Origin of the sequence: Pelagirhabdus alkalitolerans, assembly GCF_900096905.1 — a bacterium.
Classification (GTDB): domain Bacteria; phylum Bacillota; class Bacilli; order Bacillales; family Amphibacillaceae; genus Pelagirhabdus; species Pelagirhabdus alkalitolerans.
The window spans coordinates 145,065-161,738 of record NZ_FMYI01000002.1 but is presented as its reverse complement, the minus strand read 5'-3'; the positions used below and the strand labels follow the sequence as shown (position 1 = coordinate 161,738).

The 16,674-nt window shown below is 36.3% G+C and carries 17 protein-coding genes; all 17 read right to left on the bottom strand.

Translation table 11 applies throughout. The features are described 5' to 3' along the window. Position 1 precedes the first annotated feature (1 nt). Entirely contained in the window at positions 2–451 is a 450-nt protein-coding gene (gene flgD, locus BLR62_RS02990) for a flagellar hook assembly protein FlgD (RefSeq protein WP_090792992.1), read from the bottom strand. Between the two features lie 3 nt (positions 452–454). Beyond that, positions 455–1,819, bottom strand: a complete 1,365-nt coding sequence (locus BLR62_RS02985) for a flagellar hook-length control protein FliK (RefSeq protein ID WP_090792989.1) — start codon at positions 1,817–1,819, stop codon at positions 455–457. Between the two features lie 35 nt (positions 1,820–1,854). Continuing rightward, positions 1,855–2,439, bottom strand: a complete 585-nt coding sequence (locus BLR62_RS02980; protein ID WP_090792986.1) for a MotE family protein — start codon at positions 2,437–2,439, stop codon at positions 1,855–1,857. Positions 2,440–2,444: 5 nt separating this feature from the next. Continuing rightward, the gene (gene fliJ / locus BLR62_RS02975) at positions 2,445–2,891 is read right to left on the bottom strand and encodes a flagellar export protein FliJ (protein ID WP_090792983.1); all 447 of its coding nucleotides are present in this window, start codon (positions 2,889–2,891) and stop codon (positions 2,445–2,447) included. Further along, positions 2,891–4,204, bottom strand: coding sequence for a flagellar protein export ATPase FliI (gene fliI, locus BLR62_RS02970; protein ID WP_090792980.1), 1,314 nt, complete (start codon positions 4,202–4,204; stop codon positions 2,891–2,893). Before fliI ends, fliJ begins: the two co-directional genes overlap by 1 nt. Continuing rightward, positions 4,194–4,949, bottom strand: coding sequence for a flagellar assembly protein FliH (fliH, locus tag BLR62_RS02965; protein ID WP_176759197.1), 756 nt, complete (start codon positions 4,947–4,949; stop codon positions 4,194–4,196). Before fliH ends, fliI begins: the two co-directional genes overlap by 11 nt. Next, entirely contained in the window at positions 4,942–5,955 is a 1,014-nt protein-coding gene (gene fliG, locus BLR62_RS02960; protein ID WP_090792973.1) for a flagellar motor switch protein FliG, read from the bottom strand. Before fliG ends, fliH begins: the two co-directional genes overlap by 8 nt. A gap of 13 nt (positions 5,956–5,968) precedes the next feature. Continuing rightward, positions 5,969–7,564: a flagellar basal-body MS-ring/collar protein FliF gene (fliF, locus tag BLR62_RS02955; protein WP_090792970.1), complete on the bottom strand. Its 1,596-nt coding sequence runs from the start codon at positions 7,562–7,564 to the stop codon at positions 5,969–5,971. 45 nt (positions 7,565–7,609) lie between these two features. Then, positions 7,610–7,912: a flagellar hook-basal body complex protein FliE gene (fliE, locus tag BLR62_RS02950; protein WP_176759196.1), complete on the bottom strand. Its 303-nt coding sequence runs from the start codon at positions 7,910–7,912 to the stop codon at positions 7,610–7,612. A gap of 17 nt (positions 7,913–7,929) precedes the next feature. Continuing rightward, complete coding sequence (flgC, locus tag BLR62_RS02945) at positions 7,930–8,388, bottom strand: flagellar basal body rod protein FlgC (RefSeq protein ID WP_090792964.1); 459 nt, start codon at positions 8,386–8,388, stop codon at positions 7,930–7,932. 2 nt (positions 8,389–8,390) lie between these two features. Further along, complete coding sequence (flgB, locus tag BLR62_RS02940; RefSeq protein WP_090792961.1) at positions 8,391–8,783, bottom strand: flagellar basal body rod protein FlgB; 393 nt, start codon at positions 8,781–8,783, stop codon at positions 8,391–8,393. A gap of 621 nt (positions 8,784–9,404) precedes the next feature. Then, the gene (codY, locus tag BLR62_RS02935) at positions 9,405–10,187 is read right to left on the bottom strand and encodes a GTP-sensing pleiotropic transcriptional regulator CodY (protein ID WP_090792958.1); all 783 of its coding nucleotides are present in this window, start codon (positions 10,185–10,187) and stop codon (positions 9,405–9,407) included. Positions 10,188–10,215: 28 nt separating this feature from the next. Next, positions 10,216–11,610, bottom strand: a complete 1,395-nt coding sequence (gene hslU / locus BLR62_RS02930; protein ID WP_090792956.1) for an ATP-dependent protease ATPase subunit HslU — start codon at positions 11,608–11,610, stop codon at positions 10,216–10,218. A gap of 20 nt (positions 11,611–11,630) precedes the next feature. Next, a complete protein-coding gene (gene hslV, locus BLR62_RS02925) occupies positions 11,631–12,179 on the bottom strand; it encodes an ATP-dependent protease subunit HslV (protein ID WP_090792953.1) in 549 nt (182 codons plus the stop codon). A gap of 11 nt (positions 12,180–12,190) precedes the next feature. Next, entirely contained in the window at positions 12,191–13,105 is a 915-nt protein-coding gene (gene xerC, locus BLR62_RS02920; protein WP_090792950.1) for a tyrosine recombinase XerC, read from the bottom strand. Between the two features lie 294 nt (positions 13,106–13,399). Beyond that, on the bottom strand, positions 13,400–15,478 hold the full coding sequence (gene topA, locus BLR62_RS02915) for a type I DNA topoisomerase (protein ID WP_090792947.1): 2,079 nt from the start codon (positions 15,476–15,478) through the stop codon (positions 13,400–13,402). A 113-nt stretch (positions 15,479–15,591) separates the two neighbouring features. Further along, entirely contained in the window at positions 15,592–16,512 is a 921-nt protein-coding gene (dprA, locus tag BLR62_RS02910; RefSeq protein WP_090792945.1) for a DNA-processing protein DprA, read from the bottom strand. Positions 16,513–16,674 lie beyond the last annotated feature (162 nt).

Sequence of the window (16,674 nt, the reverse complement as noted above, 5' to 3'; positions counted from 1 at the left end):
CTTAACCTTGTTCCCCGTTATTAATACGAACGATCTCATCTGTATAAATGGATTGATCGTTCTCTAGCTCAATCACGGCGTATCCTTCTTTTTCACTGATGGCAACCACTTCACTCGTTTCTATTTCTTGAGGTTGCATGACCTCCCCTGTTTCTTCATCTAACTTATAATAACTGACCTCTTTACCAATCAAATGACTATACTGAACGACAGGAGACATTTTTTGATTTTCCACGAGGCCTTGAATGGATTCATTCATATTCATCATCTGTTCTAAACTTGAAAAAGTTGTCATCTGTGAAATAAACTCGCGATCATCCATTGGATCTAATGGGTCTTGATTTTGGATTTGCGCCATTAAAAGTTTAAGAAATTCATCTTTACCCAACTCACTGCTCGGTTCAGATCGTTGCTGATTTTGGATAAAATACGAAGGATCTATTTTAGTCATTAACTACACCCCTTCCTCTTGTAATAATTCACTAAAGCTAATCGTTTCTTCTTGTTCGTCTTCGCTGGATTGATCTTCTAAAATGGATTGTTCACGGTTTTGATCCGTCTGTTCTTCTTCGTTAGTTTGTTGTGAATTGGATTGTTGATCAACTGTTAATGTTTCTGGTTCTTGTTTTTCCACCGTCACATTATGTGGTGAGAACATATGTCTTAACTCTTTCATATTCGCCTCTAATGCTTCTTTGGCTAATTGACTTGATGCAGTTAGCTTCACCATCATTTCACCATCAATTTCAGTCATTTCGACCAATACATTACCTAATGATTCAGGTGTTAACCTTAACATCAATTGGTTTGATCCTGTTTTCCCAAACGATAGTTTACTTTGAGCCATGGCTTGCTCAAATTTCGCTAACAATTCTTCAGCCATTGAATCAACTGACTCGGTATTTCCTGATAAATGAACGGATAATTGTTCAAGTGGAGCGTGAGTTTGTTGTTGGTTAAACAATTGTCCAAACGATTGAGAATTCTCTTCTGCACTCATTTGATTTGAAACAGCATTCTTTATCCATTTTAAAACGTCTGACCCTGTAACCGTCGTATCCGTTTTATAAGCTGTCTTATTGTGTAACGACATTTTTTGATGAAATTTCTCATATATTTTCCCAAGGTCAATAGATTGATCAGCATTAGGTTGCTTGCTCATGACTTGTTCAATCATACTGGGCGTAGCGCTCTCTTCTGTGTATAACTGCTTCATGATGGCTAGCAATTCTTTAGCACCTTGCTTATCATCGGTTGAAAAGTCATCCATAATAGCCTGCATGTCTTCGACTTTGTCATGTATTCGATCTAATTTCGATTCGTCTATTTCTTCAAAATTGACATCGGAGGCTAAAGGGACGAATAATTGGCTCAGCACTATTTGACTTTCGTCTTCATCCGTGTCATATAACTCAGATAAATCGGAAACAATTGATCGTTGTTCTTTAGATAAACCTTCCAAGTCAAGTTCAGTCTCGCTTGAAGTCATGATATCGTCAACATATGGAGCTATAAGATTAGTAAACTCACTTTCGCTAATTGAATCTAAATCGATGAGTTCATCTAAGTCAATATCAGTTACGAGTTGATCAACCCATTCTAACAAGATTTCTTTTTCTTCACTTGATAAATTATCTAACAATGAAACAAGGTCTGAAGTCTCTTCACTTTCAAATGTTAATAAAGTCTCTTTCAACTCTGAACCAGTCATGTTTTTAGTAAGTGTTTCTAAAAATCCACTTTCTTGTTTTTGACTGACTTTTGAGCGGATATCGACATCTGGTAGTGCCATTCCACTTAATAAGCTTGCGATATTCATTTTTTCACCTCCTTTCAAGTTTTATTAACTCTTCACTAATCATTCATTAATTGTTCAGTGATCTCAGCTGCTAATTCAGGTTCCATAGCGCTTAAAATATCTGCCCTCTGTTCCCCTTCTAAACTTTCTAAAATCCTTACAACCACTTGATTGGATGCATTTGATAAAATGTTAGCGGCATTTGCAGGCGCCATTTCCTGATAACTCATGACTAATTGATCAAAATTGGCATCAAGCTCTTCTTCACTTTCAGCATCATCTAATAAGTCTTCAATCTGTTGATTTAAACTAACAATTTCTTGATTTAAATCATCAACTTCAGATGATTTTGACATAAGTTCAGCTTCAAGTTGGTCAATCTCTTGTTCGAGCTCATCAATTTGATTGATATATCGGTTTTCTCTTCGTTCAAATTCTTCTTCTTCCTCTGAAGTCACCCATTGATTCACAATAGGTACAGAATTTGCAAATTCTCTTGTTCTCGCGACAGGATCTATATCTAGTAAGCTAAATAATATAACCATAATAACAACAACGAGTACAAGAGGTACCAAAATGAGAAATAGCCATTGTATTAGATTTGCTCGCTTTGGCTTTTCATTGTTTGATTTTTGAGCCATATACGTCACCTATTTCCACGATTAAAATATTGCCGTGATGATATTTCATCCATTTCTTTGTTTTCATGATATTTTAACTTTTCATGTTCATGTTCAATCTTATGATCGATGATTTTTTCAAATTTCTTAACTTCTATGTGTGCCTTTGTCAATTTTTGTTGCTTTCGATCCATAATGGATCTTTTCTTATTAACTTCAACCTGCACATTGTCAATCTTCTTCTTAATTTGTTCTATAAACGCATAATGTGTGGCAAGTGTTGTTACTGTACCTGATGACTTTAAGTAATAGTTGTATTCTTGCTCAACTTGTTCTTTTTTTTGCAACAATTGATAAAGTTGTTCAGCAACGGTCTCAAACTCTTCAACCGAATGTTGATAATCTTTATGAGCGATATTTTTTTCACGTTCTTGATGATCCAATATCTTATTAAATGCATTAATACTTGCCATCAATGACTCCCTCCATTTAAGACGGATTTCATTTGATCAATCGCTTCTTCACGCTGACATTTTTCATCAACATCTTGCTTTAAAAATTCAATAATTTTTGGGTGTAGTGAAATTGCATCATCTACTTTTTTACTTGTTCCCTTTTTATAAGCGCCGATTTGAATCAATTCATAGTTTTCTTCATAGGTAGCTAAATGTGAGCGAAGTTCCATTGCCGCTTTTTGTTCTTCATCAGTCGTAATCTGAGGCATCACACGACTAATTGATTTTAACACATTAAGAGCTGGAAATTGGCCTTGTTCAGCTAGTTTACGATCTAGAACAAAGTGACCATCTAAAATCCCACGTGTTGTATCTGCAATAGGATCGTTAAGGTCATCGCCATCAACTAGGACAGTATAGAATGCCGTAATAGTACCTCTATCACTTGTCCCTGTTCGTTCTAAAAGTTTAGGTAAAACAGCAAATACAGAAGGTGGATACCCTTTTGTTGTTGGGGGTTCACCTGTTGCTAAGCCTACCTCACGTTGTGCCATAGCTACACGTGTCACCGAATCCATCATTAGGTTGACATTATAACCTAAATCACGGTAATACTCACTAATGGCTGTCGCTGTATAAGCACCTTTAATTCGCATTAGAGCAGGTTGGTCAGATGTTGCGACAACTACTATTGAACGTTTCAATCCTTGTGTACCAAGATCTTTTTCGATAAACTCTCTTACTTCTCGGCCTCTTTCGCCAATAAGTGCAATAACATTAATATCAGCTTCACTATTTCTGGCAATCATCCCAAGAAGCGTACTTTTACCGACACCACTACCAGCAAAAATCCCAATTCTTTGACCCTTACCAACCGTCAACATCGAGTCAATCGTCTTAACCCCTAGTTCAATAGGTTCCGTAATTCTTGGTCGTTTGAGTGGATTCGGTGGCATTTGTTCGGTGTTAACCGATTTTAATCCAACTGGCAGTTGCGAGTCATCAAGTGGCTGACCAAGTGCATCAACAACTTTACCCGTTAATGATTTACCAACTTTTACTGTTAAAGGCTTATCCGTCGCTTCGACTAAGCTACCTGGTCCAATGTCTGTAATTTGCGAATAAGGCATTAATAGAACATTATCGTCATTAAACCCAACAACTTCAGCTATAATGGGTTCCCCGTTCTTAGGATGGATATAACATACATTTCCGATTTGAACAGCAGGACCCACTGACTCAATCATTAAACCGACTACACGTTTAATTTTTCCAAATCTAATAAAAGTATCTAATGAATCAATGGTTTGTTGATAAGTCTCAATCTCCACGATTGATCGCCTCCGCCGTCTCTTTCAAAGCATGCTGTAGCTTAGTGAACTGTTGATCTATTGATACGTCTAATCTTGAAAAAGGCGTTTCGATTACACAATCTGTATGATTTAATTCAACAGAAGGGTGAATGGATAATACAATATTCGCATCCAAAAGTGTCATTAATTGATCTTGGTTGCTTCTGACGTATTCATACATACTTGAGCTTGTATGAATTTTAATAGATGGTTGATCGTGCACATCTTCAATTGCTTTTTTTAAAAGTGTCAAATAACCATCGTTTTGTTCTACTTCTTTAGCAACAATCTTTCGAGCAACTTTTACAGCCAAATCTAAAATAATAGGTTCACTCTGATTGATAATCGTTTCATGTTCCAAGTAAGCTTGTTCAATTACATGATTGGCTTGATCCAATTTTGCACGAAAAGCAGATTCTGCCTCAGTTTTTCCTTCTTGGAACCCTTGTTCAAAACCTTGCTCTCTTGTTTCCTTTATGAGCTTTTGCTTTTCATCTTCCCAATCTTTTTTTGCCTGTTCGATTGCATGATCAGCTTCTTTACGCTCTATTTGTATTTTTTCACGTAACTCATTTAATTCAGCTTCTTTATTTGCAATTTGATCTTCAATACCCTCTAGTTGCTCTCCTTCTGTAGCTGATTCTACTCCATCATCAAACTTAGGGAACGTAATTGGTTTTATGCCAATCACTTTTGAAGAGGTTTTGTTGTGGGGATTAGACAATAATATCATCTCCTCCACCACGTGCAATGACAATTTCTCCGACTTCTTCTAGGCGTCGAATAGCTGCAACAATACGTGTTTGTGCTTCTTCTACGTCACGTAAGCGCACAGGCCCCATAAACTCCATCTCTTCTTTAAAGGTATCTGCCATACGCGATGACATGTTATTAAAGACAACTTCCTGTACCTCTTCACTTGCAACTTTAAGTGCGAGACGAAGGTCATCATTTTCAACTTCACGTATAACACGCTGAATAGCACGATTATCAAGTGTAACAATGTCTTCAAATACGAACATTCTTTTCTTGATTTCTTCAGCTAATTCAGGGTCTTGAATTTCTAAAGCATCAAGAATCGTTCGTTCAGTACTTCGGTCAACACCATTTAACACTTCAACAACAGCTGGAATACCACCGGCTTGTGTATAATCTTGAGTGACTGTCGCCGAAAGTTTTCGTTCAAGAATTTGTTCAACTTCATGAATAATCTCTGGAGAGGTTGAATCCATGATCGCGATACGCTTCGCAATATCTGCTTGAACTTCCTGAGGTAATTCTGACAAAATCTGCCCCGCTTGCTCTTTATCTAGATAAGATAAGATTAACGCAATTGTTTGCGGGTGTTCGTTTTGAATAAAATTCAAAATTTGTCCTGGGTCTGCCTTACGAGCAAAATCAAAAGGCTTTACTTGTAAGGAAGAAGTTAAACGCGAAATAATATTTTGCGCCTCATCTCCACCCACTGCTTTTTCTAGAACAGTCTTGGCATAACCAATACCACCTTGAGCGATATAGTCTTGAGCTAATGCAATTTGATGGAACTGCTCTAAAATTTCTTCTTTTTGATCAGATTCTACTTTTTTAACTGATGATATTTCTAACGTTAATTTTTCAATTTCTTCTTCAGTTAAGTGTTTATAAACTTGAGCTGAAACGTCCGGACCCATTGAAATAAGCAGAATAGCTGCTTTTTGGCGACCGGTTAATTCTTGCTGTCCTCTTGCCATAAAGCGATCCTCCCTACTCCTCTGAAATCCATGATCTCAATAATTTTGCAAACTCTTCTGGTTTACCTTGTGCCATTTTCTCTAATTGCTTACGTTTAATTGAGCTTTCTGTATCTTCAGGCTCTTCCATATCAGGAATTTCTCGCTCTACTGTTTCTTCATTTTCTTCCATATAAGCAACTTCATCTGGTTGATTCCGTCTTCTTAGTAGTGCGACAACTAATCCGATCACTAATAATAATAACAATCCACCAGCGAAATAAACCCAAGTAGGAATCCCTGTAGCAATAGGTTGTTGTCTTGTGTCAACACCTGCAAATTCTTGAAAAACAATTGATGTATTATCAACTGGATTAATCTCACCATACGACTGGTCAACAGATGTCGAAATAATTGATTCCAAAATTGAAGCAATACTATTCTCAACATCTTCTAATTCGGCCGCAGTAAGTTCTTCTCTTTCCCCGTCTTCTCCTGGTATTTCTCTTGTACTATCGACTGCAACTTGAATACCTAAATCTCTAACTTTATAAGGACTTTCACTAATATCTCGTTGAATCCTGTTAAATTCATTATTAACAGATTCTTGAATTAACTCATAATCACCTTGACCAGCTTCACCAGCTGGATAGTTCATAATATCTTCCTCACCAGCGCCGACTTCACCATCAAAAGCACCTTCACCTGAATAGGTTTCTTGAATCGTTTCAACACTAACAGGTAATGTTTCAATTTCTTCGCTTACAGGTTCAACAAGTTGTTCAACTCGTTCTTCTTGCGTGAAATCAATATCTGCTGTAACAGAAGCAACAACTCGATCATTACCAATCATTGTCCCTAACATTTGCTGGACACGTCTTTGAATATCACGTTCTATGTCATTTTTAATATCTTGTTGAGTTGTGTAAATATCTCCATTGGAAAAATTATTGCCTTGATCGAGGTCATAATAATTAAAGTGTTGATCCATAATGACGATATCATCAGTAGATAGGTTTGGAACTGATTTTGAAACGAGGTGATGCAGTGCATTAATTTGCTCTGACTCGAAATTATAACCAGCTGCCGTTGTTAGAACGATCGAGGCTGATCCACCTTGTTGTTCGTCACTAACAAACACTTGTTCTTGAGGTAAGTTAATCATAACACTTGCGTTCTCAATTCCGGTAATACCTGCAATTAAATTTTCTAATTCTGTTTGTGTAGCGTCTAAACGCATCATGTCAAATTCATTATCTGTAACACCCCACGATGTGTTTTCACTGAAAAAGGAATAATCGATACTACCACTACTTGGAATACCTTGCGCTGCTAAATCGACAAGTAAACTATCAGCCATTCCTTCCGGTACGTGAACAGCTGTACCACCATCTGTGACTTCGTTATCTATGCCACGCGCATCTAGCTCTTCTTGAATTTGACCCGCTTCTTGCATTGATAAATTGTTATAGAGCGGTACCATTGATGAACTTGATGCTAAAATACTGCCACCAATGATGATTAATAAAAACAAAAAAACGGAAGTCATGATTAAACCTTTTTGCTTTGTCGTCCTTGAGTTCCATAATTCAATTGTACGTGTTCTGTATTGATTCAATTTTTCCTTCATCATGTGCCTCCATACCAAACAACATTCGCTTCTAAAAATTACTTATTAAACTTGCATTCTCATGACTTCATTATAAGCATCTAATACACTACCTTGAACTTGCGTTGCTAAGTTTAAGGACAAAGAAGATTTTTGGGCAGTTATCATCACATCATGTAAGTCATCGATCTCACCATTAACAAGCTGTTCTGTCTTAACTTCGGTTTCAATTTGAGATTCATTTAAATCATTAATCGCATCTTTTAATGAATCAGCAAATTGAGCCTGTCCAGAATCTTGTGATCTTTGAATTTGCTCAGGTTGAGCCATTGGTTGAATTGATTGTAAGAAATTCACATTTAAACTCATATCAGTCATCCTCTCTATTATCGGCCAATTTCTAATGCTTTCATCAGCATACCTTTTGTTGCATTTAATGACGTTACATTTGCTTCATAAGAGCGTGTTGCACTCATCATATCGATCTGTTCTTGTAGAGGGTCAACATTTGGCATTTGTACATACCCTGCTTCATCAGCATCCGGATGAGAAGGATTGTAAACATCAATAAATGGTTCATCATCTTCTTCAATAGATGTTACTTTCACTCCACTTGATTGACTGCTTTGCCCTCTATTTCTCGCACGTGATAAGTGTCTCGCAAAAGGCTGTCCTTCTTCTTGAAAACGCACTGTTTTTCTACGATATGGCTCAAACTCACCGTCTTCATTGATCGTAGCACGTGTTGTTTCAGCATTTGCAATATTAGACGAAATCGTATCCATTCGAAGTCTTTGTGCAGTGAGTGCTGAACCACTTGTATTTATACCACTAAAAATACTCATAATTAACGTCCTCCATTAATCACTGTTCTTAAGTCATTAAATTGACCATTCATCCGATCGACTAATGATTGATAGTAAATTTGATTATTGGTTAGCTCTGTCATTTCTTTGTCGACATCAACATTATTACCATTATGGTTATAACGTGTATTACGATTAGATGTCACGCGAAAATCACTTGATCCTGAGCCGAAATCTAGATGACGCTCATTTGTTCTGTTAGCATGAAATCCATTCCGCATTTCAGAATCAAGCAAACTTTTAAATTCGACATCTTTTGCTTTATAATTCGGTGTGTCAATATTTGATATGTTATTCGCAATTGTTTCATTTTTCTTTGTCGCATAGTTTAATCCGTGCTCTAAATTAGCAATTGGACCTCCAAATAATGCCATTATAAGACCTCCCTAGACAAAAGCCTGTATTTTCCTATGTAACCTATTTGTCATTGTATTGTAAAAGAGAATGACTGTCTATGGCATGCTTTAAGTTTCTGACTAAAGTTATCAAATATTTTTCAAAACATTACGACTATCGACCTAATTCTACACATTATCCTTCTTTATAAAGAAAATAGTCATATTATTTTATATTCCTCTATAAAGCCCCAATTTCTCAATTATTCTCTCAAATAATCGACAAATTCTGCAATTCGTTTATTTTTTCATTAAATATATTGAAAAAGAAATTAGCCCAATCTACCAATTTTTGAATATGAATAGGTCATTAGTACCTTTTTCGCTATTTTTTTAGAACTATGAACAAAAGGTGAACATGCTCTATAAAGGATCATAAAAAAGAGTCTGGGAAAATAAAAATGAGTATCTTGAAACACGATCAATTTGATCAAAAGGTTATCCCAATCTGAAACAACCTCGGCTTTTTAGCTGAGACCATTCCAGATTGCTGTGAGATATGTAAACAAATAGCCGGACAAAGAATAGTTAAAATACTATTTTTTATCCGGCTATTACATTGATTTATTTACTTTTGTCTCAAAGTCTTCTCAATTTCAATTAATCGTTTGTTTGAACTTTCTTTAGCTCAAGAAGGAATTTATCATTTAGGACTTTAATGTATGTCCCTTTCATTCCTAATGATCTTGACTCAATAACACCTGCACTTTCTAATTTTCTAAGTGCGTTTACAATGACAGAGCGTGTAATACCAACTCGATCAGCTATTTTACTAGCTACGAGCAACCCCTCATTACCATCTAATTCAGCAAAAATATGTTCAATCGCTTCAAGTTCACTATAGGATAGGGAGCGAATAGCCATTTGAACAACTGCTTTTGAACGTGCTTCTTTTTCAATCTCTTCTGACTTTTCATGTAAAATTTCCATACCTACAACAGTTGCGCCATATTCAGCTAAGAGTAAATCATCATCATTAAAGTCTGTGTTTAAACGACTTAAAATTAATGTCCCTAAGCGTTCACCGCCTCCTATAATAGGAACAATCGTTGTGAGTCCATCTTTAAATAAATCTTTGTTTTCGACTGGGAAGGCTGTATACGGGCTATTAATATCGATATTAGCTGTTGTATCCTTAATATTGAATAAACTTTCTGTATAGGCGATTGGGAATTGCCTTTCTTCCAACATCGCTTTCATATGTGCATTTTCGATTTGTTGATTAATTGAAAAACCGAGTAATTTCCCTCCGCGGCTAACAACAAATATATTAGCGGCCATAATTTCTTGTAATGTCATCGCCATCTCATTAAAGTTAACTGATTTCCCTGTTGAACCTTGTAATATAGAATTTATCTTTCTCGCTCGATCTAGTAATTCCATCCTTTTTCCTCCATTCATATATTGAAAATTATAAAATAAATTGACTTAAATCTTTATCCCCGGCAATTGAACCTAATTTTTCATCAACATAATGTGATGTAATTTCAATTGATGGCATCGTAATGTCAGTTGCCTCATATGATAAATCTTCCAACAACTTCTCTAAAATGGTGTGCAATCGTCTTGCACCAATATTATCAGTTTCTTGATTGACCTCATAGGCTACGTGAGCTAATCGATCAATCGCTTCTTCAGTAAAGGTAACATCTAATTCTTCTGTCTTTAAAAGAGCTTGATATTGCTTTAATAACGCAGTTGAAGGTTCTGTTAAAATACGTTTAAAATCATCTACACTCAACTTATCTAACTCTACCCTAATTGGGAATCGACCTTGAAGTTCAGGAATAAGATCGGAAGGTTTAGCCATATGAAAGGCACCTGCTGCAATGAATAAAATATGATCCGTTTTAACTGTGCCATATTTTGTCATAACTGTTGAGCCTTCTATAATTGGTAAAATATCACGCTGTACACCTTCGCGTGAGACATTAGCCTGATTGTCTTGTTTAGCTGCTACCTTATCTAATTCATCAATGAATATCATGCCTGACTGTTCTACTTTTTCTATGGCAATCGAACCAACTTCTTCCATATCGATCAGTTTTTGTGCTTCTTGTTCAATTAGTATTTGTCTAGCGTCACGCACAGGGAGATTTCTCGTTTTATGTTTTTTAGGCATGAGTTGTTCAAACATATTTTGCATATTTGCACCCATTTGTTCCATTCCCGTACCTTGCATCATATCAGACATTGAGCCTGACTGTTCTTCTACTTCAATTTGAACCATATGATCTTCTAATTCACCTAGTTCAAGTTTATGTTTCAATTTCTTTCTTTTTTCTTTCGTCTCTTCAGTTGTTTCACTCGATTTTTCTTCGGTATTTTCTTGTTGTTGATTGAAAAAGACTTCGAAAGGATTTTTTATGTGTGCAGATGAAGTTTGATTTGACGGTTGTAATAAATCAATGAGCGCTTCATTAGCTAATTTTTCCGCCTCATCTTTTACTTCCTCTTTCTTTTCGTCTTTTACCATTCTGACACTAACCTCTACTAGATCACGAATCATCGCTTCAACATCACGACCTACATAACCGACTTCTGTAAATTTTGTCGCTTCAATCTTAACAAATGGAGCACCAACTAATTTAGCCAATCGTCTTGCAATTTCTGTTTTCCCTACCCCAGTTGGTCCGATCATGAGGATGTTTTTCGGTACGATCTCATTTTTTAATTCATCTGTCAGTCTCATTCTTCTCACACGATTTCTAAGTGCAACCGCGACTGATTTTTTCGCTTGTTCTTGACCAATAATATATTGATTTAATTCTTTTACGATTTCTTTTGGAGTTAATTCTTTTTTCAATTTGCCACCTCCTGCCTTCGTTAATTATCTAATTCTTCTAAAATAATTTCATCATTTGTAAAAACGCAAATTTCACTCGCAATTTTTAGCGCTGCATGTGCAATTTCTTTCGCTGATTGTCCGGTAGCATGATGTTTTAAAGCGCGTCCTGCTGATAATGCATACTGACCACCAGAACCGATTGCCAGTATTCCATCGTCCGGTTCAATCACTTCACCTGTTCCAGATACTAATAACAATGTATTTTTGTTCATAACAATTAGCATCGCTTCTAATTTGCGCAACATTTTATCACTACGCCATTCTTTGGCTAGTTCAACAGCGGATCGTTCTAAATTACCATCATATGTTTCTAACTTAGCCTCGAATTTTTCAAATAAAGTAAAGGCATCAGCAACAGAGCCTGCAAATCCTGCTAATACTTGTCCCTTAAATAAGCGACGTACTTTTTTTGCCTTATGTTTCATAACCACAGCATTACCTAAGGTAACTTGACCATCACCAGCCATCGCTGATTTACCATTATGTTGAACAGCAAAAATAGTCGTCGCATGAAATTCATTACTCATCGTTTATCACCTCATTTTCGATGTTTCGCTCGGGGGTGGTGATTCATGTAAACATCTTTTAATCGATCTTTTGTTACATGAGTGTATATTTGTGTTGTCGAAATATTTTTATGACCAAGTAACTCTTGAACACTTCTTAAATCAGCACCTGCATTCAATAAGTGAGTCGCAAATGTATGCCTGAGCGCATGGGGATGTAAATGTGCAGTGAGTGCGGTTTTTTCAACCATTTTATTGAAAATTAACCTCATTCCCCTTGATGTTAATTGTTTACCTAAATGATTCAAGAATAAATAATCATTTGACTCACCACACTTATTTAGTAATTGCTTCCTACCATCATCTATGTATCTCATAAGAGCTAATCGCGCTTTTTTACCAAATGGTATATACCGTTCTTTCCGTCCTTTTCCGGTCACTAGTATGGTTTCCAACGTAAAATCAACTGATGATAGTGTTAATTGCTCACATTCGCCAACACGTAAGCCTGTCGCATAAAACAACTCTAGTAATGCTTGGTTTCTTTGACCTAAAGGCGTTTCTACATCATTTACGCGAAATAAGTGTTCTAATTCCTCTGAGTATAAAAAATTTGGTAACTTCTCTTCTGCTTTAGGGAGTTTAATTGAAAGAAAAGGATTGTGGGTTACTAAATCTTCACGTTCTAAATAACGATACAAAGATCGAATGCTTGATATTTTTCGAGCAATCGTCTTACGTCCTAATGAGCGATCGTGCAAATACATTAAATATTGACGCACAAATGAATCGTCTATTGTATTAAATGTTAAAATGCTTTCCCTTTTAATATACGATAAGAATTCGTTTAGATCTCGCTGATAATTTTTTAATGTAAGGGGTGCAACATTTTTTTCAATTTGTAAATATAGATAAAATTGTTCTAGCACAGATTTAAATTCATCCATTATAAGTCGTCTCCTCATCTATGCAAGCGGTTAAAACGTATCACATTATTTGTAAGAACGCAAATTATTCACCGAATTGTATTAAAGTTCTGAATCGTTTCACAAATTCATCATATCACATAAAATTGCTGTCAAGCAAATATACTTACCAAGAATGGATTATAGCTTTTAAATATTGGAATGTCAATTTATTTTTAAATAACACATCCTTGTTGTTAAAAAACTTTAAAAATATCTGTATCCCATTTCTTTTCATATAAAAAGGTGCATTTGTTAAACAAATGCACCTTTAAACTAGGATTGAGGCTCTTCTTTATAATCACATTCTGTACATTGAATTTGCACAGCTTTTTTAACTTTCTTCTCTACTAATAAACTTTCACATTTTGGACATGGTCTTGCGATCGGTTTATCCCATGATAAGAAATCACAATCTGGATACTGATCACAACCGTAAAAGGTTCGACGTTTTTTAGATTTACGTTCAACCACTTGTCCTTTTTCACATTTTGGACAATCAACACCAATTTCTTTTAAGATCGGTTTCGTATTTCGACATTCCGGAAAGTTTGAACATGCCATGAATTTTCCATAGCGGCCCATCTTATATACCATTTCATGACCGCACAATTCACAATCCTCACCAGCTGGTTCATCACGTATTTCTACTTTTTCCATCTCCTCTTCAGCTCGTTCTAAACGCTTTTCGAAGTCTTGATAGAAATTATCAATGATTGTTACCCAGTTCGTATCGCCCTCTTCTACGGCATCTAAGTCATTTTCCATTTTAACAGTAAAGTCTAAATCGATAACTTCCGGGAAGAATTCCTTAACTAAATCAAGCACAATTTCTCCTAATTCAGTCGGAACAAATCGTTTATTATCAAGCGTGACATATCCACGTCTTTGAATCGTATCCAAAGTAGGTGCATAAGTTGAAGGACGTCCAATCCCCTTTTCCTCCATTGTACGAACCAAACGGGCTTCTGTATAACGTGGAGGAGGTTGCGTAAAATGTTGATTCGGTTCAATTTTTTGGCTTTTGACAATCGTACCTTCTTCAAGATCTGGCAATAATTTATCTTTATCTTTTTTGTCATCATCATTTCCTTCAACGTACACTTTCATAAACCCTTTGAATTTCACTTTAGACCCTGTTGCCCTAAATTCAACACCATTTTGTGTCAAGGTTACTGTCATGGTATCCATAATCGCTGGTGCCATTAGACTTGCGATAAATCGATCCCATATAAGTTTATACAATCGATATTGATCTCTAGTAAGTAGTGCTTTTAATGATTTTGGATCACGAGCAGCTCCGGTTGGTCGAACCGCTTCGTGTGCATCCTGTGTATTTTCATTCTTTTTCGTCTTACGGCCTTTGCCTAGGAATTCTTCACCAAAGTGGTTAGTAATATATTCTTTACCTTCTTTTTGCGCTGTTTCTGATAAGCGTGTTGAATCAGTACGCATATACGTGATTAAACCAGTAATCCCGCCTTCTTTTTTGCCGAGATCAATCCCTTCATACAATTGCTGAGCAACCATCATCGTTTTTCTAGCTTTAAAGTTCAATTTCCTAGCTGCTTCTTGTTGCAAGGATGAAGTGGTAAAAGGCAATGCTGGATTACGTTTTCTTTCCTTCTTTTGAACTTTACTAACCATAAACTCATCGCTGTTTAAACGTTTCATAATATCATCAACGGATGATTGATCGGGGAGTGATACCTTCTCAGCATTCAAACTGCGAAAAGCACCCTCAAAAGTTTCTTGCCCTTTCTTGAATACACCATCAATTGACCAGTATTCTTCAGGTTTAAAGTTTTTGATTTCTTCCTCACGATCAATAATCATTTTTACCGCTACAGACTGCACACGACCAGCACTAAGACCTTTTTTTACTTTCTTCCATAGTAATGGACTAATATTATAACCTACCAGTCGGTCTAAAATACGGCGACCTTGTTGTGCATCAACTAAATTCATGTTGATACCTCTCGGTTGTTTAAACGAATCTTTTATCGCATCTTTCGTGATTTCGTTAAAAACAACTCGGCAATCAGAATCTTCATCAATATTTAAACTGTGAGCTAAGTGCCAAGCGATTGCTTCCCCTTCGCGATCCGGGTCGGCCGCTAAGTACACTTTTTTCACTTTCTTCGCTGCTGATTTTAATTCTTTAAGAACGGGTCCTTTCCCTCGTATCGTAATATATCTAGGTTGGTAGTCATTCTCTACATCAACGCCCATCTGGGATTTTGGTAGATCTCTAACATGTCCCATTGAAGCTTTTACTTTGTATTTTTTTCCTAAATAACGTTCGATCGTTTTCGCTTTTGCAGGTGATTCAACGATCACTAAATAATCTGCCATTACTTCCCCTCCCAAGAGGTGTTCAATTTTCCATTTTTTTATGATTGAAATCTCCACTATTATTAAATACTTTTTATTCATTTGTCAAATCGAATATGATCATTCGTCGAATTTCAATTTAATATTTCGGTGTTTTCTTCTAACATTTGAACCCAATTTTGGCGGGTTTGTTCCCACTCATTTATGAGGTCTTGAGCTTCGATCACGAGTGTCGCTCCGCTTTGAATCATACGTAAGCACCCAAGGGATTGTTCATCACTAATCGAACCAGGAACAGCAAAAACGTGTCGACCTTGTTCCAATGCTTGATTAACAGTAATAAGTGATCCACTTTTTTCTTTTGCTTCGATTACAAGCGTGGCAAAGGAAAGCCCACTAATGATCCGATTTCGTTCAGGGAAATGATAACGTTGAGGTTTTATATTTGGAGGATATTCTGAAATCACTAGGTGGTGGGTCGTTAGTTGATGAAACAAGGCTATATGCTGTTTAGGATAGGGGTGATTTAAACCACCTGCTACAACAGCAATCGTTTTTCCCTTATAATAATGACTCAAGCGATGAGCGAGTCCATCAATGCCGCATGCCAAACCACTAACAAACACCCATTTTTCATCAACCAACGGTTTAAGTATTTGAAACATATGACGTTTTGCTTTAGATGAGGGATGTCGCGTTCCGACTACAGCAAGTGGTGGTTGAGCGTGTAATATTTCTTTTTTACCGAGCCCATATAATACTAGGGGGGGATCTGGTATGAGCGATAAAGCGATTGGATAATCAGAATCAACAAATGTCCATACATGAAAAGGTTTGAGCGAATCTAACCATTCGTTGGATTTCATTTGCTTCAATTCATAAAACAAACACGTTGCTTTCTCAGCAGATAATTGATAATTCATGCTTAACTCTTCAATTGAATAGTTAAACATAGCAAGCAAGCTTGGATCGTGTTGAAACATACGCCTTAACATAGACCTAGTCACATTGGGGCATTGATGCAAGAAAATGAGTCGATCTCGAACCGTCATCATTATTTGCACTTCCTCTCATTTTTCTATTAGTTTAATGGATGAGACGATGAAAGTCTATTTAAGTCTTAAAAAACGCCATTTAACATAAGTTAAACAGCGTTTTAGATTTAATAGTTATGCACTTTGTATGTCAATTACTTCGAAATTACTAGCAGTTGAAGC